This is a genomic window from Terrabacter sp. RAF57, assembly GCF_052113925.1.
Classification (GTDB): Bacteria; Actinomycetota; Actinomycetes; order Actinomycetales; family Dermatophilaceae; genus Terrabacter.
In genome coordinates this window covers 1-24,402 of record NZ_JBFRDT010000018.1, presented here as the reverse complement: position 1 = coordinate 24,402, position 24,402 = coordinate 1, and the positions used below count along the sequence as shown (strand labels likewise).

Annotated in this window: 20 protein-coding genes; 4 read left to right on the top strand and 16 right to left on the bottom strand. The window is 67.8% G+C overall.

Annotation, left to right across the window (positions count from 1 at the left end):
• Window positions 1–69: 69 nt before the first annotated feature.
• The 8 genes from AB4Y83_RS17845 to AB4Y83_RS17810 form a co-directional block, all read right to left on the bottom strand.
• Window positions 70–1,146: a 2,3-butanediol dehydrogenase gene (locus AB4Y83_RS17845; protein WP_442276349.1), complete on the bottom strand. Its 1,077-nt coding sequence runs from the start codon at window positions 1,144–1,146 to the stop codon at window positions 70–72.
• Window positions 1,147–1,232: 86 nt separating this feature from the next.
• Window positions 1,233–3,848 carry an ATP-binding cassette domain-containing protein gene (locus tag AB4Y83_RS17840; protein ID WP_442297680.1) on the bottom strand — a complete coding sequence of 872 codons (2,616 nt, stop codon included), beginning with the start codon at window positions 3,846–3,848 and terminating at the stop codon, window positions 1,233–1,235.
• Window positions 3,845–4,951 carry a substrate-binding domain-containing protein gene (locus tag AB4Y83_RS17835; protein WP_056771813.1) on the bottom strand — a complete coding sequence of 369 codons (1,107 nt, stop codon included), beginning with the start codon at window positions 4,949–4,951 and terminating at the stop codon, window positions 3,845–3,847. The genes AB4Y83_RS17840 and AB4Y83_RS17835 overlap by 4 nt, the downstream gene beginning before the upstream one ends.
• Before the next feature lie 55 nt (window positions 4,952–5,006).
• The gene (locus tag AB4Y83_RS17830) at window positions 5,007–6,017 is read right to left on the bottom strand and encodes an ABC transporter permease (RefSeq protein ID WP_442276347.1); all 1,011 of its coding nucleotides are present in this window, start codon (window positions 6,015–6,017) and stop codon (window positions 5,007–5,009) included.
• Window positions 6,018–6,200: 183 nt separating this feature from the next.
• Window positions 6,201–7,088, bottom strand: coding sequence for an NAD(P)-dependent oxidoreductase (locus AB4Y83_RS17825; protein WP_442297679.1), 888 nt, complete (start codon window positions 7,086–7,088; stop codon window positions 6,201–6,203).
• Window positions 7,081–8,145 (bottom strand): zinc-dependent alcohol dehydrogenase, encoded by a 1,065-nt coding sequence (locus AB4Y83_RS17820; protein WP_442297678.1) that lies wholly within the window; start codon window positions 8,143–8,145, stop codon window positions 7,081–7,083. Before AB4Y83_RS17820 ends, AB4Y83_RS17825 begins: the two co-directional genes overlap by 8 nt.
• 17 nt (window positions 8,146–8,162) lie before the next feature.
• A complete protein-coding gene (locus AB4Y83_RS17815; RefSeq protein WP_442276344.1) occupies window positions 8,163–9,143 on the bottom strand; it encodes a zinc-dependent alcohol dehydrogenase in 981 nt (326 codons plus the stop codon).
• Between the two features lie 110 nt (window positions 9,144–9,253).
• On the bottom strand, window positions 9,254–9,961 hold the full coding sequence (locus tag AB4Y83_RS17810; protein WP_442276343.1) for a helix-turn-helix domain-containing protein: 708 nt from the start codon (window positions 9,959–9,961) through the stop codon (window positions 9,254–9,256).
• A gap of 389 nt (window positions 9,962–10,350) precedes the next feature.
• On the opposite strand from AB4Y83_RS17810, the gene AB4Y83_RS17805 reads away from it, so the two are divergent.
• Window positions 10,351–11,418 (top strand): SDR family oxidoreductase, encoded by a 1,068-nt coding sequence (locus AB4Y83_RS17805; protein ID WP_442297677.1) that lies wholly within the window; start codon window positions 10,351–10,353, stop codon window positions 11,416–11,418.
• A gap of 56 nt (window positions 11,419–11,474) precedes the next feature.
• Here the strand turns inward: AB4Y83_RS17805 and AB4Y83_RS17800 are convergent, their stop codons facing one another.
• The 3 genes from AB4Y83_RS17800 to AB4Y83_RS17790 all read right to left on the bottom strand — a co-directional run bounded on the left by AB4Y83_RS17800 (window position 11,475) and on the right by AB4Y83_RS17790 (window position 13,443).
• Complete coding sequence (locus AB4Y83_RS17800; RefSeq protein ID WP_442297676.1) at window positions 11,475–11,903, bottom strand: hypothetical protein; 429 nt, start codon at window positions 11,901–11,903, stop codon at window positions 11,475–11,477.
• A gap of 227 nt (window positions 11,904–12,130) precedes the next feature.
• Complete coding sequence (locus tag AB4Y83_RS17795; RefSeq protein WP_442297675.1) at window positions 12,131–13,243, bottom strand: tyrosine-type recombinase/integrase; 1,113 nt, start codon at window positions 13,241–13,243, stop codon at window positions 12,131–12,133.
• The gene (locus AB4Y83_RS17790; protein WP_442297674.1) at window positions 13,243–13,443 is read right to left on the bottom strand and encodes an excisionase family DNA-binding protein; all 201 of its coding nucleotides are present in this window, start codon (window positions 13,441–13,443) and stop codon (window positions 13,243–13,245) included. The genes AB4Y83_RS17795 and AB4Y83_RS17790 overlap by 1 nt, the downstream gene beginning before the upstream one ends.
• A 244-nt stretch (window positions 13,444–13,687) precedes the next feature.
• On the opposite strand from AB4Y83_RS17790, the gene AB4Y83_RS17785 reads away from it, so the two are divergent.
• Entirely contained in the window at window positions 13,688–14,017 is a 330-nt protein-coding gene (locus AB4Y83_RS17785; protein WP_442297673.1) for a histone-like nucleoid-structuring protein Lsr2, read from the top strand.
• A 478-nt stretch (window positions 14,018–14,495) separates the two neighbouring features.
• Here the strand turns inward: AB4Y83_RS17785 and AB4Y83_RS17780 are convergent, their stop codons facing one another.
• From AB4Y83_RS17780 to AB4Y83_RS17770, 3 genes are all read right to left on the bottom strand, one after another.
• On the bottom strand, window positions 14,496–15,926 hold the full coding sequence (locus tag AB4Y83_RS17780; RefSeq protein ID WP_442297672.1) for a hypothetical protein: 1,431 nt from the start codon (window positions 15,924–15,926) through the stop codon (window positions 14,496–14,498).
• A gap of 14 nt (window positions 15,927–15,940) precedes the next feature.
• Window positions 15,941–19,879, bottom strand: coding sequence for a hypothetical protein (locus AB4Y83_RS17775; RefSeq protein WP_442297671.1), 3,939 nt, complete (start codon window positions 19,877–19,879; stop codon window positions 15,941–15,943).
• 122 nt (window positions 19,880–20,001) lie between these two features.
• Window positions 20,002–20,736: a hypothetical protein gene (locus AB4Y83_RS17770; RefSeq protein ID WP_442297670.1), complete on the bottom strand. Its 735-nt coding sequence runs from the start codon at window positions 20,734–20,736 to the stop codon at window positions 20,002–20,004.
• 360 nt (window positions 20,737–21,096) lie between these two features.
• Between AB4Y83_RS17770 and AB4Y83_RS17765 the strand changes: the two genes are divergently transcribed.
• Both AB4Y83_RS17765 and AB4Y83_RS17760 read left to right on the top strand, forming a co-directional pair.
• A complete protein-coding gene (locus AB4Y83_RS17765) occupies window positions 21,097–21,873 on the top strand; it encodes a LuxR C-terminal-related transcriptional regulator (protein ID WP_442297669.1) in 777 nt (258 codons plus the stop codon).
• A 645-nt stretch (window positions 21,874–22,518) separates the two neighbouring features.
• Complete coding sequence (locus tag AB4Y83_RS17760; protein WP_442297668.1) at window positions 22,519–23,139, top strand: hypothetical protein; 621 nt, start codon at window positions 22,519–22,521, stop codon at window positions 23,137–23,139.
• Between the two features lie 207 nt (window positions 23,140–23,346).
• On the opposite strand, the gene AB4Y83_RS17755 is transcribed toward AB4Y83_RS17760, so the two are convergent.
• Both AB4Y83_RS17755 and AB4Y83_RS17750 read right to left on the bottom strand, forming a co-directional pair.
• Entirely contained in the window at window positions 23,347–23,934 is a 588-nt protein-coding gene (locus AB4Y83_RS17755; protein ID WP_442297667.1) for a hypothetical protein, read from the bottom strand.
• Window positions 23,935–24,248: 314 nt separating this feature from the next.
• A partial coding sequence (locus AB4Y83_RS17750) for an integrase core domain-containing protein (RefSeq protein WP_442297712.1) occupies window positions 24,249–24,402 on the bottom strand: 154 nt, incomplete at its 5' end.

Below are 24,402 nucleotides of genomic sequence, written 5' to 3'. Positions count from 1 at the left end.
CTCCTCGAGAACGTGGATGGATCGGCAGCTGGTCGGTCGCGGCCGGTGGCGCAGGGTCGGTGGGCCCGGTCAGGCCGGCGTCGCGCCGGTCGGCGAGACGAGGATCTTGAGCTGGTCGCCCGACGGGTTCACGAGGACGTCGAAGCCGTCCGGGACGACCCGCTCCAGCTCGATCTGGGCCGTGACGGCCTTGGCGACGGGGTACTTCCCCGAGGCGATGAGCCTGATGATGCGCGGCCAGTCGGTGATGAGGTAGCACCAGCTGCCGATGTAGCTGATGTCCTTCTCCGACAGCCGCATCGCGTCGATGGTGGCCGGCTTGGTGTGCAGGCCCGTCTGCACGATCGAGCCACGCGTGCGCACACTGTTCATCGCCGTGGTCAGGCCCGGGGTGCTGCCCGAGCACTCGGCGACCACGTCGACGCCGGCGCCTCGGGTGAGCTGTGCGATCGACTCGGCGAACCCGTCCGCGGTCGGGTCGAGGACCGGACCGACGTCGAGGGAGGCCGCGAGCGCTGCGCGGTTGGGATTGGGTTCGGCGATCACGACGGTCGCAGCGCCGAGGGCATCGGCGTAGAGGGCCGACAGCACCCCGATGGGTCCGGCGCCGGTGATGAGCACGATGTCGCCGCCGCGGATCCCCACTCTGTCGATGCCGTAGGCCGCCACGCTGGCCGGCTCGACGACGGCCCCCTCCACGTCCGACACCTCGTCGGGGAGGGTCGAGACCTGGTACTCCTTGAGCACGGCGTACTGGGCGAGGCCCCCGGTCTCGGCGGAGAGCCCGGTGCAGGCGAACCGGACGCACAGGTGACCGAGTCCCTGTCGGCAGAAGGTGCATCGGCCGCAGACGATCGCAGGCATGATGCTCACCCGGTCGCCCACCGCCACGTCGGTGACCTGTGCGCCCACCTCCACGACCCGGGCGGAGAACTCGTGCCCGAGCGTCTGGGGGAGGGTCACCCCGGTCAGGGGGTGCGGCGTGGTCGGGGTGACGATGGGGCCCACAAGGTACTCGTGCAGGTCGGTGCCGCAGATGCCGCACCAGAGGACCTCGACGAGGACCTCGTCGGGGGCCTTGATCTCGGGGGATCCGACGTCCTCGATGCGGATGTCGGACTGTCCGTGGAAGCGTGCTGCGCGCACTTGAGTCTCCTCGGTGGTTGTCGATGGATGACGGACCGCCCTGCCTGCAGGGTGATTCGAAGGTCTGGTGATGGTGTCGAGCGCTGTCAGGCCCTGACTCGGCGCACTTGGCTGTAGATCACGGCGGCAGCCACGATGAGGGCGCCCTGGAAGAAGTACTGCCACGTCTGCGACAGGTCGAGGAAGACCATGGCGTTGAAGACCTGGACGATGAGCCCGGCGCCGAGCAGCGTGCCGATGAACGTGCCACGACCGCCCAGGAGGCTGGTGCCACCGAGGACCACCGCGGTGATGCTGCTCAGGGTGTAGCCCACGCCCTGAGCCGGGTCACCGATGCCGAGCTGGCCGAGCAGCACGATGGAGCCCAGGAAGACGAAGCAGGAGGCGGCGACGTACGCCAGGACCGCCGTGCGGCCGACATTGATCCCGACCCGGCGGGCGGCGTCCTCGTCGGATCCGATGGCGCGCAGCCGCAGGCCGGGGCCCCGCCTGCGCAGGGCGTACTCGAGCACCACGGCAGTGACGACGAGGAGCAGGAAGACGACAGGTACCGGACCGATCTTGGTCTTGACGAGGCGGGTCACGGAGATCGCGATGTTTCCTCCGGGCGAGTCCCGGAGAAGGTAGCTGAGGCCCTGGATGCCGATGTAGCTCGCCAGCGTGGCCGCCACCGGGGTGAACTTGGCGAAGCGGATCAGGCTGCCGTTGGCGGCTCCGGTGGCGGCAGCGACCGCCAGCATGACGACCAGTCCCAGCGCCATGACCGCGGCCGATTTCTCGGCGGTCAGGAAGAACGAGCCGACGACGACCAGGAAACCGGCGAGCGGTCCGACGGAGAGGTCGATTCCCCCGGTCATGAGAACGATCGTCTGCCCGAGGGCGATGAAGCCGAGGGCCGCGCACGAGGTCATGACCGACGTGAGGTTGAAGGGTGCGAGGTATCGCGAGTTCTGCGACAGCACGAAGGCGCCGAGAAGGAGCATGACGAGCGCGAGGATGACGACCGGGGCATAGTCCCCGGTGAGGAAGCGGCTCCGCCGGGTCGAGACGGAGCTGGCCGTCCGGCTGGCGCCGCCCTGGTGCACCGTCGCGCTGACGGCCGAGTGGATGAGTCGTTCCTCGGTGACCTGAGCCCCCTCGACGACGTCGAGCACTGCTCCGCGTGACATGACGAGGACGCGGTCGCAGAGTCCTTCGAGCTCCTTGGCGTCGGAGGACGCGACGACGACCGGCACGCCCGCGGCGGAGACCTCGCGGAGGATCCGGTAGATCTCCGCGCGTGCGCCGACGTCGACGCCCTGCGTCGGCTCGTCGGCCAGGACGATGGCGGGGCGGGAGAGCAGGGCCCGGGCGAGCACGACCTTCTGCTGGTTCCCCCCGGACAGGGCCGAGACGACGGTCTCGGGTGAGGCGGTCTTGACGTCGAGAGCGGTGAGCTCGGCCCCGACGATGGTGTCCTCCCGGCGGCGGCTCAGCAGGACGCGACCCCGCAGCCGGTCCAGGGCGGAGAGAGCTGCGTTCTCGCGAACCGAGAGCGTCATCATGAGGCCCTCGTCGTGTCGGTCGGCCGGGAGGTAGGCCGAGCGCTTGCGCAGGTCGCGCGATGTCCGCGACACGCCGCCGACCGTGACCGAGCCCGAGAAGGCCGTGAGCCCGGCGAGCGCCCGCAGCACCTCGCTCTGGCCGTTGCCCACGATCCCCGAGACGCCGATGATCTCACCGGCGCGTGCCGTGAAAGAGACGTCGGAGAAGCCGGCGCCCGAGATCCCGTCGACGGCGAGGACCTCGTCACCCAGCTCGTCCTGCGGTGGCTTGACCGGGAAGGTCGACTCGAGCTGGCGCCCGACGATGAGTGACAGCAGCTCGTCGTCGGTGATGGCCTCCACCTCGGCAGTTCCGCGTACCTTGCCGTCGCGCAGCACGGTGACGCGGTCCGCCAGCTCGCGGACCTCTGCGAGGCGGTGCGTGATGTAGACGACGGCGGTGCCGGTGGCCGCGGCCCGCCGCACGCGTTCGAAGAGCATGTCGACGGAGTCGGCGCCCAGCGGGGCGGTGGGCTCGTCGAGGATGAGCAGCTTCGGCTCCACCGCGAGCGCCTTGGCCAGCTCGAGGAGGTGGCGCTGGGCGACGCTGAGGTTGCCGACCCGGTCCTCGAGGTGGGCGCTCGAGCCGACATCGGCCAGCATCTGCTGCATCGTGCGGATCTGCTCCGCGCCGGTTCCGAGGACGGCACCGGGCACGGCGACCACGAGGTTCTCGGCAACGGTGAGGTCGGGCAGCACCGCTGGGTGCTGGTGGACGATCGCGATGCCGAGCTGGGTGGCCAGGGCGGGTGTCAGCCGCTCGATGAGCGTGCCCGCGCCGGTGATGGTGCCGGCGTCCGGGCTCACCTCGCCGGAGGCGACCCCCATGAGGGTCGACTTGCCCGCGCCGTTCTCGCCCAGCAGGGCGTGGACCTCGCCCCGACGGATCTCCAGGGAGACGTCGGTGAGCGCCGCGACCCCGTCGTAGTTCTTGCTGATGCCGGAGAGGACCATCGCCGACTCGGCGATCACCGCGGTGTCTCTGGTCACGTCCAGTCCTTCGGTCGGCGTTTCGGTCGGCATCTCGCTCAGCGTCTTGGTCTCGGTGGCGACATCGACGGGCACGGGGTCGGCCGGGCCGTCGGTCGTGACGGCACCGGCCGCCCCGTGCGGAGTCACTTGAGCAGCTTCGCCTGGTCCTGTCCGGCCATCTGGGCGGACAGGTAGATGTCACCGGGAAGGTCCTTCTTGCACGTCACCGGGCTGGGCTTGCCGCCGACCGAGTCCTCGAAGGCGGGAGCCTTGAACTGCTTCGACGCGGGCGGGGTGCCACCGGTCGCGAGGGCGACGGCCCACTGGACCGCCAGTCGGGCGTTGTCGTTGCCCGTGGCCACGGTGAAGAGCTTGAAGTCCGGGTTCTGTGCCTTGTGCGCCTCGTAGAAGCACGAGAGGACGTTGCCGTCGGACGTCGCCAGGGCAGGGATGGAGCGACCGCTCTTCTCGAACTCCGGCAGAGCACCGACGAGGGACGGTCCGAAGTCGGACACGATCGCGTCGATCTTCGGGTACTTCGCGATGGCGGCACTCAGGACCTGCTGGGTCTTGGCGGGATCCCAGTTGGTGACCTCGAACGGCGCCTGCCCGATGAAGGTGTACTTCCCCGGGTCGAGGACCTCCTTCATGCCCTTGAGCTCGTCGAGCCCTTGGCTGTTGCCTGCGGGGCCGGACAGGAAGAGGATGTTGCCCCCGCTCGGCAGGGTCTTGGTGAGCCAGTCGGCCCAGTTCTTGCCGTCGGTGACGAAGTCGGCTCCCACCCAGACGTCGTAGTCCTTGCCGTCGGCGCCGCCCGGGTTGACCCGGTAGGGCACCGTGGTGACGCCGGCCTCCTTGGCGCTCTGCAGAGCAGGGAGCATGGCGTTGCCGGCGTCCGGGAACACGACGAGCGCGTTGACTCCCTTGGCGACCAGGCCCTGGATGTCGGAGATGGCCTTCTGGGTGTCGCCCTGACCGTCGGCGTACGTGAAGCTCGTGACGCTCGGGCACTTGGCGATCTCGTCCTTGGCTGAGGCCGTCGTCACGAGACGCCAGCTGTTGCCGCCGAACCCGTCGGTCAGGCCCAGGGTGATCTGCTTGGAGCCGCACCAGGATGGCGCGCCCGAGACGGTGCTGCCTCCGCTGGCGGCGGGAGAGGCGCCGTCGGACGAGCTGCCACAGGCTGCGAGAGCCAGGGCGGCGACGCTCGACACTGCGAGGACGCGGATGGCTGTGTTGGGTCGGGACATTGCGGATCGACCTTTCTGATGGTCATGAGCCGGGTGAGGGATGAAGCAAGAGGGGTCAGGCTGGGACGGTGCTCGCTGGACGCTGTGATCGCCTTCGCAGCCGCGACCAGTTGATGGTGTAGAGCGCGACACCGATTGCGAAGGCGGCCGACTGCACGAGCGTCTTGCCCGCGAAGTCGAAGCCGAGGGCCAGCACGAACTGGTCCAGCTGGATCAGGAAGAGCGCCGCGACGGCTGTGGCGACGAGGTTGCCCCGACCGCCGAGCAGGGAGGTGCCTCCGAGGACGACTGCTGCCACCGAGGCCAGCAGGTAGCTGTCGCCCTGGTATGCCGTGGGCTTGTTGAGGATGCCGGCCAGGAGCAGGGCGCCCAGCCAGTAGAAGACCTGCGCGAAGACGTAGCCGCCGGCCTTGAAGCCCTGCACGCGCAGACCAGCAGCCCACGCCGCCGAGCCGTTGGCACCGACCGCCTCGAAGCGACGTCCCGACGCCGTCTTCTTGACGATCACCGTGACGACGGCGGTCGCGAGGACGGCGACGAGGACCGCGTGTGGGATCCCGAGAGTGCTGTCACCGGCGAGCCGGGCGAGCAGGTCGGTGGTCTGTCGGGGGGTCCCCCCGGACACGGCCAGCACCGCGGCGTAGAGCAGCGCGTTGGTGCCCAGCGTGGCGACGATGGGGTTGAGGCCGAGGCGTCCGATGAGCAGGCCGTTGCCGAGCCCGGTGAGGAGCGAGACCCCCAGCGCGAGCAGGGCGGCCGGGAGCACCTTGGAGTCGTCGCCGTAGGCCTGGTGGGTCACGATGACGATGACGAGTGACACCGAGCCTGCGACCGACAGGTCGATGCCGCCCTGCATGACGACCAGGGTCTGCCCGAGGGCGACGATGGCGAGCACGGCTGCGAACGGCAGCATGCTCTGGATCGCACCGGAGCTGACACTGCTCGGGGCGAAGATGAAGCCGGCGATGACGAGAAGGGCCAACGCCGCGACCACGGTCAGCAGTCCACGCGAGAGCCCCCGGGGGGTGCGGCGCGACGGGCTGACCGTCTCGTTCTTCGGATCCATGACCCACTCCTCGACACTGAGGGTTTCGATGCTGACCGTCCGGATCACGGGCGACCAAGGTGTTGGGTGAGACTGTACATAGAGCATTTGGCGTTAACAAGAGGTTCACGCTCGGGTCTTTGTCAACGAGACAAGACCGTGATGCGCGCCTCGGGACGGACACCCGCGAAGCGGGCGAAACGACTACTCGCGTGAGTCCCCTGCAGACTGGATACGACTCAGGTCGGCCATGTCTCGCGGGCCCCACCCGGCGTCGACGGCGCCCTGCACCCGCCGCAGCGTCTGCTCCGTCACCGGCAGTGCCGCGCCGGTCGTCCTGCCCTGCTCGGTGATCAGGCGCAGGTCCTTGGCGACGAGCTCCAGGCTCATCGCGATCGGCGTCTGCGGGTCGAGGAAAGCAGGGCGCTTGTAGTGGACGAAGGGAGCCCCGACGACACTGCGTTCGAGCACGTCGTAGGCCTCCGTCCGAGTGACTCCGGACCGCTCCGCGAGGACGAGGGCCTCGGCCAGGGCCGCGTTGAGGTCGTGGACCACGAGGTTGACCGCGAGCTTCATCGCCTGACCTGCGCCGACGTCACCCACCCGGAGCACCTCGCCCGCGAAGGACTCGAGGACCCCCCGGGCGGCGATGACGTCGTCGGGCCGCCCGGACGCCATCACGAGCAAGGTGCCGGCGGTGACGGCGGGCACGCTGCCCGACACGGGAGCGTCGACGAAGCGATGTCCTGCCTCGCCGAGCCGGCGACCCAGACTCGTTGCCGCCGCCACTCCGCTCGTCCCCAGGTCGATGACGAGGCAGTGGGTGGGCAGGGCGCTCAGCACGGCCTCGGAGAGCAGCAGCGACGTGGTCACGTCGCCGTCCGCGAGCATCGTCAGCACGACGTCCGCGTCCGTCACGGCCTCCGAGGGGGTCGTGGCCAGGAGGAGCTCGCCGTGTGTCTGCGAGTCCACCAGGGCCTGGGCGGATGACCGCGTGCGGTTCCACACCCGCACCCGGTGCCCTGCGGCGGCCACGCGTCGAGCCATCGCCGACCCCATGCGGCCGGTGCCCAGGACCGCGACGTCAGCCACGGCGAGGGTCCACCAGGATCTTGCCGCCCGCGGAGCCGGCCACGATCGGGTCGAGACCACGAGCGACGACATCGTCGAGGGGCACCGTCGTGGTGCCGATGACGCCCGCCAGCGGACTGCTCTCGAGCAGCGCGAGGGCACGGGGGATGTCCGTGGCGCAGATGTGGGCGACGGTGGTCGCGATGTCGACCTCACGCAGCACGATGTCCGCGAGAGCGAGCTCCTGCGGGGACTTGACGAGGCCCACCAGCAGCGTCCGCCCTCCTCGCGCGCAGAGCGACAGCGCGCGGGCCGCGGCGCCGGGCGCGCCCGAGCTCTCGATGACGACGTGGGGCTGAAAGGGAACGAGGTCGCGCAGCTCCTCGAGCGTCGTCTCGCGGCTCACCGCGACGGTGCTCGTCGCGCCGAGTCGTCGCGCCACGTCGAGGCGGTCGGGGTCGACGTCCACCACGGTGACCGTGCCCCGGTGGCCACGCAGCCCGGCCAGGACGAAGGAGCCGATCGCGCCGGCGCCGAGCACGACGACGTCGTCCCCGTCAGCGATCTCGGCGCGGTCGATGGCGTGCAGGCCGACCGCGAAGGGTTGTGCGAGCGCCGCTTCGGTGTCGTCGCACCCGTCCGGAATGGTGACCAGGGTGCTGACGGGAGCGACGACGAGCTCGGCGAGTCCACCGTGGGTCGACAGCCCGAGCGTGTAGTAGCGCTCGCACAGGTTGGTGCGACCGGCCGCGCACCACCGACAGGAGCCGCACGAGACTCCCGCGCCGCAGGCCACCCGTCGGCCGGTCCAGCGTCTGCCCCCGTCCCCTGCGTCTGGGCCGGCGGCGACGACGGTCCCGATGAACTCGTGGCCGAGCACGGTGGGCCCCACGTGGCCGCTGCCGGTGTGTCGGTCCGTGAGCGGGACCATCATCGGTCCCTTCGCGTACTCGGTGGCGTCGGTACCGCACAGGCCGTTGAGAGCGACCTGGATGAGGACCTCACCCTCGCGGGGTCGTGGCTCTGGTCGGTCCTCGACCCGAAGGTCCAAGCGACCGTGGAGCACTCCTGCGCGCATCATCGGCCCCCTACCCGTCAGAGTTGGGCGGACGAGGTGATGTGGACCTTGACCTGGGACCGGTCCTCCAGAACGGCGGTGATCGCCTTCTCGGAGTCCGCGAGATCGTGGCTGGAGGTGACGAGTGGGCTGAGGTCCACCCCGCTGCGGGACAGGAAGCGCAGGGTCTGCGGCCAGACGCCGGGGGAACCGATGATGCCGCGAGCCTGAAGCTCCTTGGACTGGAACAAGCCGAGCTTCGCAGGTGCGGAGCCGCCCACGTCGATCCCGATGTAGACGATCCGGGCGCGGAACGCAGCGACCTCGAGCGCCGTCGCCATCGCCGCCGGCTTGCCGCTCGCCTCGAAGACGACGGAGGCCCCCTCGCCGTCGGTGGCCTCCTGCACCGCGCCGACGAAGCCCTCGGCAGTGGGGTCGAGCACCTCGTCGGCACCGAGCCGCAGAGCGAGCTCCCCCCGGTCCGCTGAGGGCTCGGCCACGACGACCTTCGCACCTCGGCCCACCGAGGCGGCCACGACGCCGAGCCCGATCGGTCCGGTCCCGAGCACGAGAACCGTGTCGCTCGCGTCGAGGTTGTCGGCGCGGACCGTCGCGTAGTAGCCGCAGCTGAACGGCTCGACCAGGGCGCCCTGGGTCCACGACAGGTTGTCGGGAAGGCGGTGGAGCCAGGCCTCCTTGGCCAGGAAGAACTCGGCGGCGGCCCCGCTGATGCTGAAGCCGAAGTGGTCGTCACCGATGACGCACTCGCCGACGACCCGGTCGCCGACGCCGAGACCCTTGACATCCCGGCCCACGCGGACGACTTCGCCGGACCACTCGTGGCCGGGGATCACCGGGTAGGCGAAGGGGATGATGTATCGGCCGGCGAGCAACTCGATGTCGGAGTGGCAGATCCCGACGCTCCGACTGGCGACGAGCACCTCGTCCGGGCCCGGCTCGGGGACGGGGACCTCGTTGAGGTGGAACTGGTCGGGCCCGGTGAACTGCAGCGCGCGCATGTGACGTCCTCGGCAGATGGCTCGGAGCGGTGCAAACCGCTGAACAGGTGGAACGACGGGAGTTCAGTCAGAGTGAACGCTCGGGGGCCACCTGTCAAGCAATCCGGTGGTCAGGACGGGGGGTGGACCACGAACCAGATCCCGCGAGCCGGCTGAGAATGCAGGTTGCGGAAGAGGTGGGGCTGGGAGGAGTCGAAGCCGAGGGCCTCTCCCGCCTGCAGGGTGAAGACGTCGAAGCCCACCGTGATCTCGAGCTCGCCCTCGAGGAGGTATCCGAACTCGGCGCCGGCGTGCTGCAGCATCCGGCCGTCGTTGGTCGAGTTGCTGTGCGGGGGATACACGATCTCGATGAAGTCGAGGTCCCCGCCGGTGTTGTCGGCCAAGCGTTCCCACACGACCCCGGTGTCCATCTCGAGGCGGGATCGGCCGCCGGGCCTGGTGACGGAGACGCGCTCGGCACGACCGGTGCGGGGAACGGCGTCGACCGGGGAGCTGATCTCCGACCGGCTCGGGAGGCCCTCCGCGTTCGCCGGACGCGAGGCGGCGGCCAAGGTCTCGGTGCCGTCGGCGTCGTCACCCGTGCCCGAGGATGGGCTCGCAGCGCCGCCATCCACGGCGAACAGCTCGTCGATCGACACGCCCAGCAGCTGGGCCAAGGAGTAGAGGGTGGCCACCGACGGTTGCGACTTGCCGTTCTCGAGCTGGGACACGAAGGAGGGCGAGACCCCCAGCTGTCGGGACACCTCGCGAAGGGACATCCCGGTGGCGAGCCGCACCTTGCGGAGGCGGCCACCGAGGTTCTCGACCTGCTCGACCACTCTCGGCTCACCTCTGTGCTGGCGTCGGTTTTCCCCGACAGTAGCGCGGGGCGACCCGTCCTGCCCGATCCGGCCGGCGCTCACTCGGGCACCGCCGCAGCACGACTCGGGACCGGCTCGCCGCGGCGGCACGTGCCGGGCCTGAAGTGGCGCGACAGGGTGGGCGCGGCGTGGGTCCGGGTGAGGATGCGTCCAGCCATGGGGGTCCTCCTCGGGAGCCGGGATGTGGTCGGGGTGGAACGGTCCAGGGCAGACGCAGGCGAGCTGTTTCGAGGTAACGTTAATCATCACTTGACGCCCTGTCCAGATCACGGCACCATCGGCCTGTCGCGGACATGGACGCTCGGACGTCACCCGCCGCACCGTCAGCATCGCCCGAAGGAGCGCGCATGGCACCCACTGCCCTCGTCGTAGGAATCACCGGCATCGGTGGACAGAACTGCGCGCACGCCCTGCTGGACAAGGGTTTCGACGTAGTGGGCCTCTCCCGCTCCGTGCGCGAGCCCGTTCCCGGCGTCGACCACGTCCTCGCTGACGTCCTCGACCCCGGTTCCGTCGAGCGTGCGGTCGCGGGCAGGCCGATCTCGCACCTGGTGTTCACCACCTGGCAACGGCAGGCGACGGAGGCCGAGAACTGCCGGGTCAATGGTGCGATGCTGCGCAACACCCTCGAGGTCCTCGGTCGCACCACCACGCTCGAGCACGCCGTCCTCGTGACCGGCCTCAAGCACTACCTCGGTCCCTTCGAGGCCTACGCCAAGGCTCCGGCGGAGACGCCCTTCCGCGAGAGCCAAGGGCGACTGCCGTTCGAGAACTTCTACTACGTCCAGGAGGACGCACTCTTCGAGGCAGCGGCTCAGCAGGGCTTCACGTGGTCGGTGCACCGACCGCACACGATGATCGGCTACGCGCTCGGCAACGCGATGAACATGGGGGTCACGCTCGCCGTCTACGGCAGCATCTGTCGCCAGACGGGGCAGCCCTTCGTGTTCCCCGGGAGTCCACAGCAGTGGGCAGGCGTCACCGACATCACCGACGCTCGCCTACTGGGTAGGCACGTCGCGTGGTCGGCGACCGACCCCGCCGGGCGTGACCAGGCCTTCAACACCGTCAACGGTGAGGTCTTCCGGTGGCGTCAGCTGTGGAGCCGGGTCGCGGAGGGCCTCGGTGTCGAACCCGCCGAGTACCCCGGTCAGCCGCAGCCCCTCGAGGGGCGCATGACCCACGCCGACGAGGTGTGGGCCGACCTGGTCTCGCGCCATGGTCTCGCCCCGCACCCGGTGGCGGAGCTGGCGTCGTGGTGGCACACGGACGCTGATCTGGGGCGCACGGTGGAGACGTTCGCCGACATGGGCAAGAGTCGCAAGCTGGGCTTCCTCGACTACCAGGACTCGGCGGACTCGTTCCTCGACCTCTTCGAGTCGCTGCGACAGCGAAGGATCATCCCTCCCCTGTGAGCCCGGGAGCGACGAAGCCGTCGACAGGACACGGGGCCCGGCGCCGGCCGCATGGGTCACGCCTCGCCGGCGGTCCAGCCGGTGACCCGGACGATGCGACACACGAGCACCCGGTGGAAGGGCTTGTCGGCGTACTGCGGCACGGTGCCGGCCAGTCGGTCGGCGAGGTCGTCGGTCAGGGAGGACGGCGGGTCGCTGACGTGCCGGAGCTCGGCGCGCACCCACCACAGCCTCGACCAGTCGTCGGCCTCCCAGCGCTCGATGAGCAGGGAACACCGCGGGTCGGCCGCCAGGTTGACCTCGCGCTGCAGCCGGGAGGACGTCTTGGGCTTGACCGTGTCGATCGGGATGCCGACGTGCCCGTCGTCGCTCACGGCATACACGGCCGGGACCGGGTCGGGCCCGCGGTCGGGGTGCAGGGTGCACAGCACGCCGTGGACCTGCTCGCCCAGGCGGGACAGAGCCGTCTCCTCGTTGAGCCTCATCGCGTGCGCTCCTCATCGTCGGGTGGTGCCCAGAAGGTCTGGTACCAGCCTCCGCCCATCCCGGGGAATGACGAAACCGCAGGTCACACGATGGTGACCTGCGGTTTCGGGGGTGGTGGCCAGGGGCGGGGTCGAACCGCCGACCTTCCGATTTTCAGGGAGACGCATTGGTGCAGGTCAGGCACTGTCTTTTGCCCGCCGTGCGATCTAGCGTGCGATTCAATGCCTCAGAACGACTTGGGCAGCTTGCTCGCATCGCCATTCTCGGCGAGCTTTGACAGTGCATCCGCGATCTGCGCGTCACGGCCCTCGACGGCGTGCATGTAACGCTGAGCCGCGGCAGTCGAGGAGTGTCCGAGCCGCTTCTTGAGGTCGACGAGGCTCGCGCCTGTCGCGGCCGCAAGGGACTGCCCCGTGTGACGCAGATCGTGGAAGGCGATGGTGAGGCCCACCTGCTCCCGGGCACGGACGAAAGCCTGATAGATCGTGTTGCCACGCACCTGCTGCCCGTGACGGTCCGCGAGGAAGTAGGTCGGGCCAGAGTGCTTGCGCGCGTGGCTCTCGAGCAGGGGAAATATGTGCGGGGGAATGGTGACCGTGCGCTTGCCGGCCTCGCTCTTGGGATCCTTCTCGAACTTGCGTGGTGCTTCGAGCAGTTCGACGTAGTTGCGGCGCACGGTGACGCGGCCGTGCTCCAGGTCGACATCGCGCGTCCGGAGCGCGCAGAGCTCACCGCGGCGCAGGCCGCACCACGCGGCGAGGGCCACTGCGGCTCGGAGGCGAGGAGTGGTGGCCTCGATCAGCTGGGCGACCTCGGCCGGGGTGGCGATGGGGCGTTCGGCGGACCGCTGGGCGCCGGCCCCCGGGATCTGGCACGGGTTCCTGACGATCGCACCGTCCTGAACGGCCACGTTGAGCACGGCACGAATGAGTCTGTACGACTGGCTGATCGACGTGCGTCCACCCGATCCCCGCAGCGCTTTGGCGTGCCAGGCGCGGACCAGCGGCGGATTGATGTTGGCAATCGGCTTGTCGAGAAGGTCGTCGAGATGTAGTCGCATGTTGCGACGGCACGTCTCCGCCCACCTCTCGCCGACCCGGGGGTTCTCCTCGAGGTAGGCCTCGCAGCACTCGCGCAGGGTGCGCTGCCCCAGCCGCGCGTCGGGCTGCCAATGTCCGCGCTCGACCTCCTGCTGGATGCGGTCGAGGAAGCGCCGCGCGTCTGCCTCGGTGCGATAGGTCTCTGGAGCGTTATGGCGGTGACCGTCTGGGGTCTGGTAGCTGGCGTGGAAGCGGCCGGACGGAAGCTTACGGATGTACCCGAACCGACGCCGAGTCATCAGCCCGAACCGGTCGGGTAGAGGCGCAGCCGCTCGACAGTGCCGTCGTTGATGAACTCTTGGAGCTCGGTCTCGGGGATCCGGACGTGCCTGCCGACACGCACGAAACGAATCCGCCTCTCAGCGATGAGGCGTCGTGGAAACCGCGTCGTTGTTCCAAGGACTCTGGCGGCGTCCTCTACGGTCAGTAGTCGCTCCATGTCGCGCACTCCTCGTGTGGTCTGAGAGCGAACCGTGGTCGGGGGTCACTATCAGCGCTTGCCGCGGCCTGCGGGTCACCGTCGGCCCGTGGCGGTGCGCCGCGGCTCAACACGGTCGGCGGACGGAGAAGTAGCAGAGCTATCATCCCCTTCGTCGCTTCCACGCGCGGAAGTGGCAAAAGGCGCATTGCCTGTGATTCGATGCTGCTGCAGGGATTCATCAAACAGTTGGAGAACCCAAGGCATGGCACAGCGTATTCAGACGATTCTGGACGATGACATCGACGGTGGACCCGCCGATTCCACGATCCAGTTCAGCCTCCAAGGCACTCAGTACGAGATCGACCTCTCCAAGAAGAACGAGGGGAAGCTGATCGCGGCGCTCGAGCCGTTCACGAGCAGAGCGCGGAAGATCGGCGGTGGCCGCCGCTCGTCGACCAAGTCGCCCGCTGGAAAGACGGACAAGAGCCAGCTTCAGGTCATCCGCGAATGGGCGCGCGCCAACGGCCACAAAGTCTCAGACCGGGGCCGGATCAGCCAAGAAGTTCAGGACGCGTTCAACACCTCTCGCTGAGGCCAACACGGAGGTCGCCCGCCCGATAGGCGGGCGACCACCGCGTTCGTCGGGCTCCCCGTGCTGCTGCTTCGCAGGATTGGACCGCGCAGCGGGGCTGAAATCACTCGCAACTCGCTCGGGCCATGTTTAGACCTCGCATGTCTGTCCGTGGAGTTCGTGCAGGGCCGAAATCTGATCGCCGCTGAGCCTTTGAAGCACGCGATGGGCACCCGAGGTTTCGAACGCTGGTGCCCCTCCCGTTGGGGGGTAGGGCTGGCAGATACGCGCCCGAAGGCGGCGGATAGACGCACCTTCTGCCTCGCGGTATGAGCGGCACGAGCTCTTCACCGGCGCAGCGTCTCGGTGACTGTTCTGGCTGTTTAGAAACGGCACTCCTCGGGCACGCCACCACGTATGGGGGTCACGAAGGTTGGAGCGGGTTCTTCGCGGTGACCGATAAGGACTGATGGTCGTGGCACGGACCAGGCTGATTGCGTCATGGATCCTCGCCTCCTGCCGGGGCTGCCTTCCTGATGTCGCCGATCAGGTCAACGACGTTGTGCGTCCCGTCGCCGATGGCCTCGATGATGCGCTCGAAGTCGTGCTCGAGAGCCCGTTCCTTCAGAGCGAGATGGATCAGAACTCCAGTCATCACCGCAATCCCGGCGAGGGCGACTCGTCGCCACCACTTGTTCTCGGGTATGCCTTTGCAAAACTCGCCCTCGACGACCTGGTAGAGCACGATGCCCGGGACAGGGCTGTAGACGACGAACATCGTGTTGCTGGACCAGAAGTAGAACATGGGTGGTTGCCATCTCTTACCTCGCCGTTGCGACCCCAATCCGGGCATGAAGATCGGCTCGTCTGCCACGACCGGCGGGTCGAAGCCACCATTCAGTGACATGGAGTTGGCCATGGCGACAGCGGTGGCGGCGTGCGAGATTCCGGGCGGGCCCGTTGGGTCGGCGTCATTGAACTCGGTGTTGAGCGGCAGCAGGGCATGCAGCAGGAGTTGTTGTAGGCCTTCGCGATGCTGCGAAGCGGGCTTGATTTCCCAGACGTCGCCGGTGTGGAAGTCGCAGATGTCGGGCTTGAAGTAGCCACCGTTGACCTTGCTCGACTTCAGTGCTCGCCGGGCTCGTCTAAGTTGAGGCGGGAGGGAGTCGTCCGCGAGGCCGCGGAACTGGGGAAACCGGAGGTCGGCGAGGATGGTCGGGTCAACGCTGTTGAGTTGGGTGTCAGTGAGCACGGTGTTGCGTTGATGCTCGTGCAGGTAAGTGATCTGGACGAGCCCATGGGCGATATTTCCTTCAGCCGAGGTGGCGGGCCTGCTCTTGACCGACTGCATCGCGCGCGCCTTGCCGCGGAGCTCGTCTCGGACGGCTTGGGGCACGGTGACATTGAGGTCCCGCAGCTGTCGGCCGAAGGACGGGTCGGGTTCGTCGATGGTTGTTCGTTCAGCTAGCTCGTCCTCCGGCATATTCCTGACTTGAACGCTCGCGAAAGCCGAGCGTGCCGGAGTGCCGGCTGGTAGCCCCAGCGTTGTGCACATATTGCTCACGGCCTGACGGTTCTTTGTCCCTCCCGCGGCGGTCGGGCCGGTGTCCAGCTCTACCTGCCGGGCCATGAGCGTCGGAAGGTCCAGGCCACCCTGACTCAGGGCCTCCTGGAGTCGGCCCAGCAGAGCACGGGTGTCCTCAAGGTGTTCCTGGTGCATCTGGTCCCATGTGTCCGCGTCCGGGTGCAGCGGGGCCGTTAGGTGATCACCGAAGGTGAGAAGTTCCGAGAAGTCTGCGACCAGGGCCTGGAAATCGGTCGCAAGAGCTTTCGAGAGCGTGCGCTGATGGGCGGCCGCGGCGCGAAAGGTGTTCCCGATGCGGGTGAACACGTCGAGCAGCGTCTCCGGGTGAGTGGTCGTGTCTGTCATGGTCGGTCCTCGTCTCAGCCCATCGTGGACAGCATCTCGATACGTTCGGCCTGCACCCAGTCCTGCGCTGCATCGCCGGGGGCGTTGGTCCGGCGCCGCTTGAGGTAGGTCTGGAAGGCGCGAGCCCGGATGCGGTCCGCGAGTACGGCGTGGGCCGCAAGGACCCAGTCGGTCTGTGCGTCGCCGCTACGTCCGGCACGGGCCACCCATCCTTGGTAAGCCGCGAGCCTGATCGCAGACGTCAGTCGAGGGTCCGGCGGGCTGACGGGAACCATGGTGACGTGCGTCGCGCTCAGCCCCGCCCCGTCCACCACGGCGACCTCCACCGGAACGGGCCCTGGGCTCACCCGCACAGTCGGCCAAAGGTACGACGGGTCCGGATCGGGCGCCGGGGGTTCGGTCCAGGACGTAGGTGGCGGTTCTGAACTGCCGCCTCCGCCACCACCCCCGCCGTGTGTGCCTCCGATTCCTCCAGTTGAGGTTCCTGTGTCGCCCGGGTCAGTTCCCCAGCCTCCGTCGTCGTCGCGGCGGCGCAGTGACGTCGCCCCCGCCGAGCGGGCCGCCGCGTACGCCGACACGCTGATGACGAGGTCGTCCCCTGGATTGTGTTGCCCTGAGGAACCCGTCAAGGCCAAGCCAGAAGCGGCCGGGTGCCGATCACGAGCCATCAGCCGCCGGCGCATCGCGGCCGGGGCGGCACCGACGAACGAGAGCTGATCCTCGATGAGGGGATGTCCCGGGGGTACCAAGGGAAGCGGGGCGACCGCCGGCGGACGGATGGTCCCAGAGCCCATCGGATCGTCAGACTTATGGGATGCGGGCGTTACCGCGAGGTGGGCGCCGGCGAATGCCGGCGGAGAAGCGGCTGCCGCCTGGGGATGGAGCAGGAAGACGTGGCTGAGCTCGTGGTCGCCGGTCGTGAACCACTCGTCCGAGTTGGTCGCCACCGTGCGGTTGCCAACGCGCAGCAGGATGCGCGGCGCCATGCCAAGCCATGGGTCGACGAAAGTCCGGTTGACCCCCCGAACCGTCACCTTTAGCGCCACCGCCCCGCCCGGTTCTCGGTTGCTAGCAACTTCCTCCACGGCGACCGACAGGGGCAGACCCGTGGTCACGTCGGCGGCGGCCCTGGCAGCCTTGACATGGTGCTCTCCGTCGACCTTCTGTTGTTCGGCGGCGAGCGTCTGCTGCCGCGCCACGGCCGCCGCATTCGCGGCGGCGAGCCCGTCATGGACCGAGCCTGCATAGCTGGGGTGACCGAGCAGGGCTCCGGCGACGTACCCGGCAACTTCAGCGGTGGGAATGGTGATCGAGACGGGGATGAAGACGATGGTCGTGGAGATGACCACGTCGGGGGCGTTCTGCACGAGCGCGTTACGGACGGCACGTGCGACGCCCTCGGGTGTGACCTGATGGCATGTGGAAGCAACCAGGTACACCTGATGTATGGTCTCGACCGTTGACCGGACCGCGCCCAGGATCTGGTTCTCGATGCTTTGGGCAACTGCCAGCTCCTCGTCGATGAGGACATCGACGGTGTCCCGGACCGTGCCAGGCGGCAAGATCTGGTGGCACAACCGATGGGCTTGGAAACGCACGTCGTTCAGAGCCGCCCGAGCGATAGGTTCCACGTTGTCAAGAAGGCGCCCGACTGCCAGGTCGATGTCGTGCAAGGCAGCGGCGATGTCGTCGCCTAGTTTTCCGATCCACGTGTCAAGCTCTGTCAGCTTGGCTTCCAGGTCGTGCACCACCCCGAGCACGGCACCGACGACGATCGTCATAGCCTGTTCGAGCTCGTGACCGATCACCTCTATGCGGCGCTGTCCCCACGCGGCGAGCAGCTCCAGGCTGGGCTCGCCTATCCGGTTGGACAATGCCTGCCCAGAGGCCACACATCGGTCCACGGCCCGGTTGAGCTGTGCTTGCGCCACAGGCTCGGTCGTGCCGAGCACGGTCGTGAGCGCCTTGTTCCTGCCTGCTGCGGTGACCAGACCGAGGTCGAGAGCGTCGCCGATGACCTGCTGTGACTGAGCGAACCACGCGGCGATGTCCGGTGCGACGTTGGACACGAGACGGAGGATGCCTTCGATGTCCTCGGGGGAGCAGGCGAGGGCCGCGCTTTCACCCAAGCCGTTGAAGACTGGCGAGTCCCAACCGTCGCGGTGCACGTCGTCGGCGAGCGTCGCGGTCTCGGCCGCAATGGTCTCGCCAGCGACCTTGGCCAAGATGGTCGTCGTCCCGATGAGGAACCGGTCCAGACAGTGCAGGAGCACCATGGAGATTGCCTCACGGGTTCTCACCAGCTTCTCCTCGCTGCCGAGGTCGGCGAGGGCGGGGAGTATGAGCGTGGGCAGGGCGACGATGAGCGGCTCGACGAAGTCGTTGATGAACTCCAGCTCCACCTGCGGGGTCGAGGGGTTGTGCCGGATCGGTTCGAGAAAGTGGTTGACGACCGACTCGGCCGCTTCACCGACGTGCTGGCCGATCGAGACGAGCAGGTCGTGCGTTCTCGGTCCCGGCGGGACGAGGTCCACGAGGAGCGTTTGGAGTACGTGGGCGGGCGGAACGCCAATGAGGGTCCCGGTCCACTCGAGAGCGTCCTCGAGGTATGGCACACCGGACAGGTACGGGCCCACTTGGAGTCGGTCGAGGACCCGCGCCACCAGTTCTCCAAGGGTGGGGGTGTGTCCGCCGAACTGGTCTGCGAAGGCGCCCGGGTGCGAGCTCGGTGTGCCGGTGAACAGGTCGGCGGGGTCACCGTCGTGGGCGAAGGTCCAGAGCCGGTCGAGGAGGACTGCTGCTGTCCACAGGTCGGCCACAAAGGGCGCGATGTCATCTCGTAGAACCGTGGGAACGACAGGGAGGGTCAGGACGGTCTGCATGGCGCCGAGTACGTCCTCTACGGCGAGCAGCACGCTTTCGACCTCGGACACATCGAGCGCGGACAGATGCTCGAACGCGGCGGCTGCCTGCTCGAGCCCAGCGGCGATCGCGGGGTCGTCGCTCTCGAACAGGACGTCGGCGAGCCCTCCGATGCCTAGGGCGTCGGCGACCTGGTGTGCTGCTGCTTCCATGAGGGCTCGGAAGAAGGCGTCTCGCGCCTGGGTGAGCACGCTACTGACGATGCCCTCGCCGGCGTGGTCGGGACTGGCGCCGACCATCGCCGCATCGGCTAGCAGTCGCCCAGTTTGCAGCGCTGCCCGCATGGTGACGGGCACGAGCAGGCCAGCCGCGGCGCGAGCCGTCGCCTCCGGGGTCCTGGGCAGTGGCGTGAGAGCAGCGTCGATGAGCTTGAGCGTGCGTCGAGCGAGGGCGTCGGAGAGCCGCCCGATCAGCCTGTCTGGGTCCGGGATGCCGGCATTCACGATCAGCTGGTAGCCGCCGCCGAACCCCCAGGAAGCGTGCGCATCCAGCCCGACGGTGAACCCAGCGGTGTTGACGAAGCTGGTTGCGTCGGGCAGCAGGCTTCCCACCAGGGACGCCTCCACGTTCGCGGAGGCGGCGAACGTTCCCTTCACCCAGATCCCGGCCGAGAAGCCGACCTCGTTGACGAAAATGTCGACGAGCTCGCCGAGGTCGGAGCCGAGCAGGCGCGTCAGGTCGGGTTGTAGTTGGGTCGCTGAGTAGGTCACCTCCAGCCCGGCCTGTCCGACAAGTGCAAGCTCGGCGTGCAGCCGCCCGACCAGGCCGGCGCCGTTGGGGCCGAAAAGGTCCAGCGGGATGGTCGCCGCGATCTCGGCGCCGGCGTGGAACTGCGCTTGAGCCTTGAAAGCGGCGGACAACCCACCGCTGTGGCCGCCTGCGTCGAACACGGCGGCTAGGTCGTAGCGCGCGGCCAGGTCCACGCCGCGCCGGAAGTCGTCGCGAAGAACGCCAAGACCTCGTACTCGGCCGTGGTACCACGCGTCGTTCGGGGTGCTCTTGTCCAGCCGCCAGAAGTCGATCTCGCCCATGTCTCCGCCTGGTGAAATGCGTCGGTGTCTGTTCGTGGTGGCGCGCCCCTGCGCGAACTTGTGACCGCGGTGGCCGAAGTGGCGCCCTTGTCTCTTGTTGCGAGGACCTAGACCGGTTCAGGTCAGCGGTTCGACAGGTCAGGCGCGGAGCTCGCTGGCGGCGACCCGGGGCCTGCAGATGCAGCGTGCCCCCCAGCGTTGGGGTCCGCGTCCGGTGCGCCGAACGCGGCCCGGCGCCTGGTCCTGCGTTCTTCTTCGTCCTTGCGTCGGCTCCACTCCTTGAAGCCTCGCCGGTCGAGTCGCGGTTGCGTTTCGGCGTCCAGGCGTCGCTCTGCGACCGTGTAGCCGGGACGGTCCTCGGGCGCCCCCGAGAGGCCACGGTTGGGAAGTTTTCCGGTGAGGTACCCGGCGTGGCTGACCCCCAGCAGCAGCAGGAAGGTCGTTCCGAAGTCCGGAATGGCACTGATGTCGCTGGGCCCCGTGACAGGCGTGCCCGCCCCGTAGCCGAGGAAGGAGTGGATGGTCGAGGCCACGTATGCGGTCACGAGAATTGCGGTAATCACCAACTGTTGGACTTTCGTCAGGTCCACGATCCGGTCGGCGTCTGCTCCCTCCTCGAGCAGGACCAGTTGGCTCAACGTGGCGTCGCCTGGCCGGCTGGCAGCGATCATGTCTGCCCGGACAGCGTCTTTGTGAGCCTTGACCGCCCCGGCGACGACGGTGGAGCCCACGGAAACGCCGATGACAGCAAGCACGGCGGCGGGAATCGTGAACGAGAAGGGGTCGATACCTTTGACGCTCAACCGGCCCGCGAAGACGGCGGCGACGAGCGGCAGGACCACCCCCATCCACAGCACGAGTTGCAGCCGGGACAGTGAGTACCGCCCCCGGGAGTCGAGGAGGACTCCCAGCCATGACCGCGCCGTGGCGACCCCTGCTGCAGCGATGAGGGAGCAGTACAGGCCCGCTCCGAGTGCCCATGTCCACCACAACCATCGCATCGCTGACTCCCCGTGTTCGACCACCGGCCGGTGTCCGCTGCGAGCGATGCACTGCTGCCCCTGACCAGCCACAACAAGCGTCCCCTGCGCGCCGAAAGTCCGGAATACTTTGTTTCGAGTACAGGCCTAGTGCTCGCGAAGACAGAGGCGGTCGCTGGGCGGAGTCACACCCGGGGGTGGCTGATGAGCCAATCAGTGAGTAGGGCGGTCCGTGAGATGACGGCGACGGCCCATTCGCTTCCGACGCTGATCACACCCGAGGACGTGGGTCGAGCAGGGGCAGCCCTGCTTCTGTCGGTGCTGGGGGCCGATGACATACTTCTGACCCGTCTAGACGTGGCTGGGGGACGTACCATCGTCGGCCGAGGACCCGATCTCAGGGCCGACGCGGCCATGGCGGACGGGCTCGCGCGTCACGGGCTGGGACATCCGGCCGTGCGCAGCTACCTCATCCCTGGGGACGACGGCCGGCCCCGGTGCGTGAGCGACGTCGTCCCCAACCGTGAGTTCTGGTCCTGTGCCGCCTACAGCGAGATCTTCCGACAGGCACCGGCGCGCTATCAGCTCAGTTGCGTGACGGGTTTGGCTGGCGCGGTGGGGACAGGGTGGGTGCTCATGCGCGCCGCCAGCGACTTCAGCGCGGAAGAGGTCGACACGGCCGCCCTCATGCTGCCCATGCTGACGACGCTCGGGGAGCTGGCGCGTTCGAGGTCGCGGACAGGGCCACCTCCGGACTGGGGTTTGACCCACGGCGAGCAGGCTGTTCTCGACCTGTTGGCGACGGGCTTGTCCGGCAGGGCAATGGGTCGTCGTCTGGGGATCACCGAGTCGACGGTGAGGAAGCACCTCTCTCGGATCTACTGCAAGCTCGGAGTGCATGACCGGTTGAGTGCGACCCTGTGCCTGCAGGCGGCGTCGTACCGACCGGCTGGCGGCCCTCAATCGATCGAGGATGCCCTGTCAGCGCCCACGGCAGGTGACGCACGGTCGTAAAGGAGCGCCGGCGACGCGCAGAAGCCTCTCCACAGCACCGTCTGCGTGACGTTCACTAGCAGAAGGCTCACGATCGCTAGGACCCCGATGATCGCACTGAGGTTCTTAGGGCCTTTGATGCGATGGGGAAGGACCACGCACGCCTCCCTTGAATCGGCCTCCAGCCTTCCTGTGCTCCCACCTTCTCGAAGGAGCAAGAGTGCAGGGACCAGAGGCGATTGCTCCTCGCAGGGACGCTGCCCTGAGTGCCAGCCAACGGTAAGGCAGGCCTCGTACCGCAACTCGGAACGATCCGTGAGGAACTGTGAGGCCAAACAGGATCGGAATCGCACATCCGGATCGGGCGTCTCACGTGCGCCCGTGCGCGGCGGGATGACGCTGTCTTCACGGCCACGGCGGCGTTTGGCTGCGAGGGGCCGTGGTCCACCGTTCTGCACATTCATGGACACTGGCCGAGGCGGTTCAACGTCCTGCGATCATAAGTCGGGCCAACACTCTTGAGGATGCCCGGACTGCGTTGGCTCGCCGATTGCCCTCCCGGCCTGTAAGGGGCGCGGCGAGAGTACAAGGCCGTCGAGCAGCCGTCACGCGCGACGCCAAGGTCATTGCCGATCAGATCGGCGTGCGTGCGGCATACTCCGTCGTGTGAACGGCTGGGAGTTCGTATCTGGAGTCATTGCGGCTATCGCTTGGCCTTCGGTGGTCCTGATCACGGGACTCCTTTTCAAGGAGCAACTGAAGGCGATCTTGTCCGCTTTCGGCAAGCTCTTCGACGACCGGGTGGAAGAAGCCTCTCTGGGTCGAGACGGCGCCAAGGTGAAGCGCTACCGTGACGAGCTGCAACGAGACCTGGCGGATGCACAGGATGCTTTCCCGGCGACCTCGGAAGCCATCGTGCCCGACTCGGACGCTAGCCCGTTCTTTCAAGAGGTCGCAGCCCTGGCCGATATCAACCCAGCGGCCGCGATCGCCTCGGCAGCCGCGCGGCTCGAGGTCGCTCTGCGCGACCTGTTGGCCGGGAAGCTCCCTGAAGCTGATCGCCTCACGCTGTCGCGCCTAATCAATGCCGGGGCGCGTGAGGGTCTGCTCACTGGGAGCGAGGCACAGGCCGCCCAATACCTTGCGCATCTGCGCAACACGGCAGTCCACACCAACGTGGCGACTAAGAGCGAAGCGCTTGAGTTCGCAACTCTCGCCTACCGGGTGGCGGCGGGGGCACGCCTAGAGCTGGGTCAAGTATCTGTGGACGGGCGCGACCCTCTTTGAGGTAGCGCTGGAGAATCGGGTTCGAACGACTTTCGACTACCGAATACTCGACGAAGCGCGAGCTTGGGCGGCTAGAAGGGCGGCTCCTGCGCACTAAACCGGCGCCCGCATTGAGACGTGGATCACCGCGCACGAAGCGGTGACGTCTGGGACCGCCTGAACTGGTCAACCTCCGAGGCTCGCGAGATGGGGCCTCAGAGAGCTGGCTTATCGCAGTTCGCGGCGTTCAAAGACCACTTCGTCAAGGTAGGACTCGACCGCAGCCTCAATCAAAGCCTCCTCGCGCTCGTACGCCTCATCTTCCATGCGCTCGAAATGCTCGCGAGCAATCGTCTCGAGGTCATCGAGGTCCAGCCTCCCGAACAACTTGCCGCCGGTCGCAATGGTGATTCTTCCTCCTGCCACGCGACGCAATGAGCGATTCGTCTTCGGATCGTCTCCCGCTTCTGCAAGATGTCCTTTCCTCAGCATGGCGTCGTCCAGATGCTCGAGCGCGTTTCTCAGGTCGCGAAGTTCCGCGTTGTGCGTAGGTGGCTCCAAGTTGCGCTCTCTCGCGAGGCGGCTTGCCCAGCGCTCCAGCTGATGCAGCGCCCATACCAGACTGTGCTCCTCAGTCCAGTTCTGCCGCCACAGTGGCTCTAGGGCCTTCTCCAGTCCTGCATCCCACTCCCGATCGAGTTGCCGATTCAAGCGCGCTGCTTGTTGTCGGACCTCCCGCACACGGTCTATCTGCCTCAGTGCCGACTCGGCCCAAGCTCGAACGAATGTGACACAGGCTTCTTCCGCCTCGCTCATAGATGAACTCTCGCACTGCGCCGCCCGGGACCGTTGACGGGGGCCACGGTGGACGCGCGTCCGTCGCGGCGAAGTGACGCAATTGGGCTGCCCCGTCCGACGTTGGTGACACTCGCGGCATCGCGTTGCGGCGAGCTGGGCGTGGGGTGGGCGGCGGTCTCAACCGACAGCCCAAGCCCTCGCCTAGAGCTGCGTGCCGAAGCCGAGGTCTGCGGCCGAGGGTGGGCTGTCGGCATCCCAAATTCGGGCATAGGCAGCTGCTACACGAGGCCAGACCTCTCGCAGGCCGTCTTCTACCGAGAGGATCTGCTGGGCTAGGTGTACTGACCCGACAGGTTGGTTAAGCGGGTGATGGGTGGCTTGTTCCCGCAGGCGGTGTGGGGTCGGTGGTGGTTGTACTCGTGGAGCCATGCTGGCAGGGCCGCCCGTCGCTCGTCCTCTGAGGTGTAGCAGTGGGCGTATCCCCAG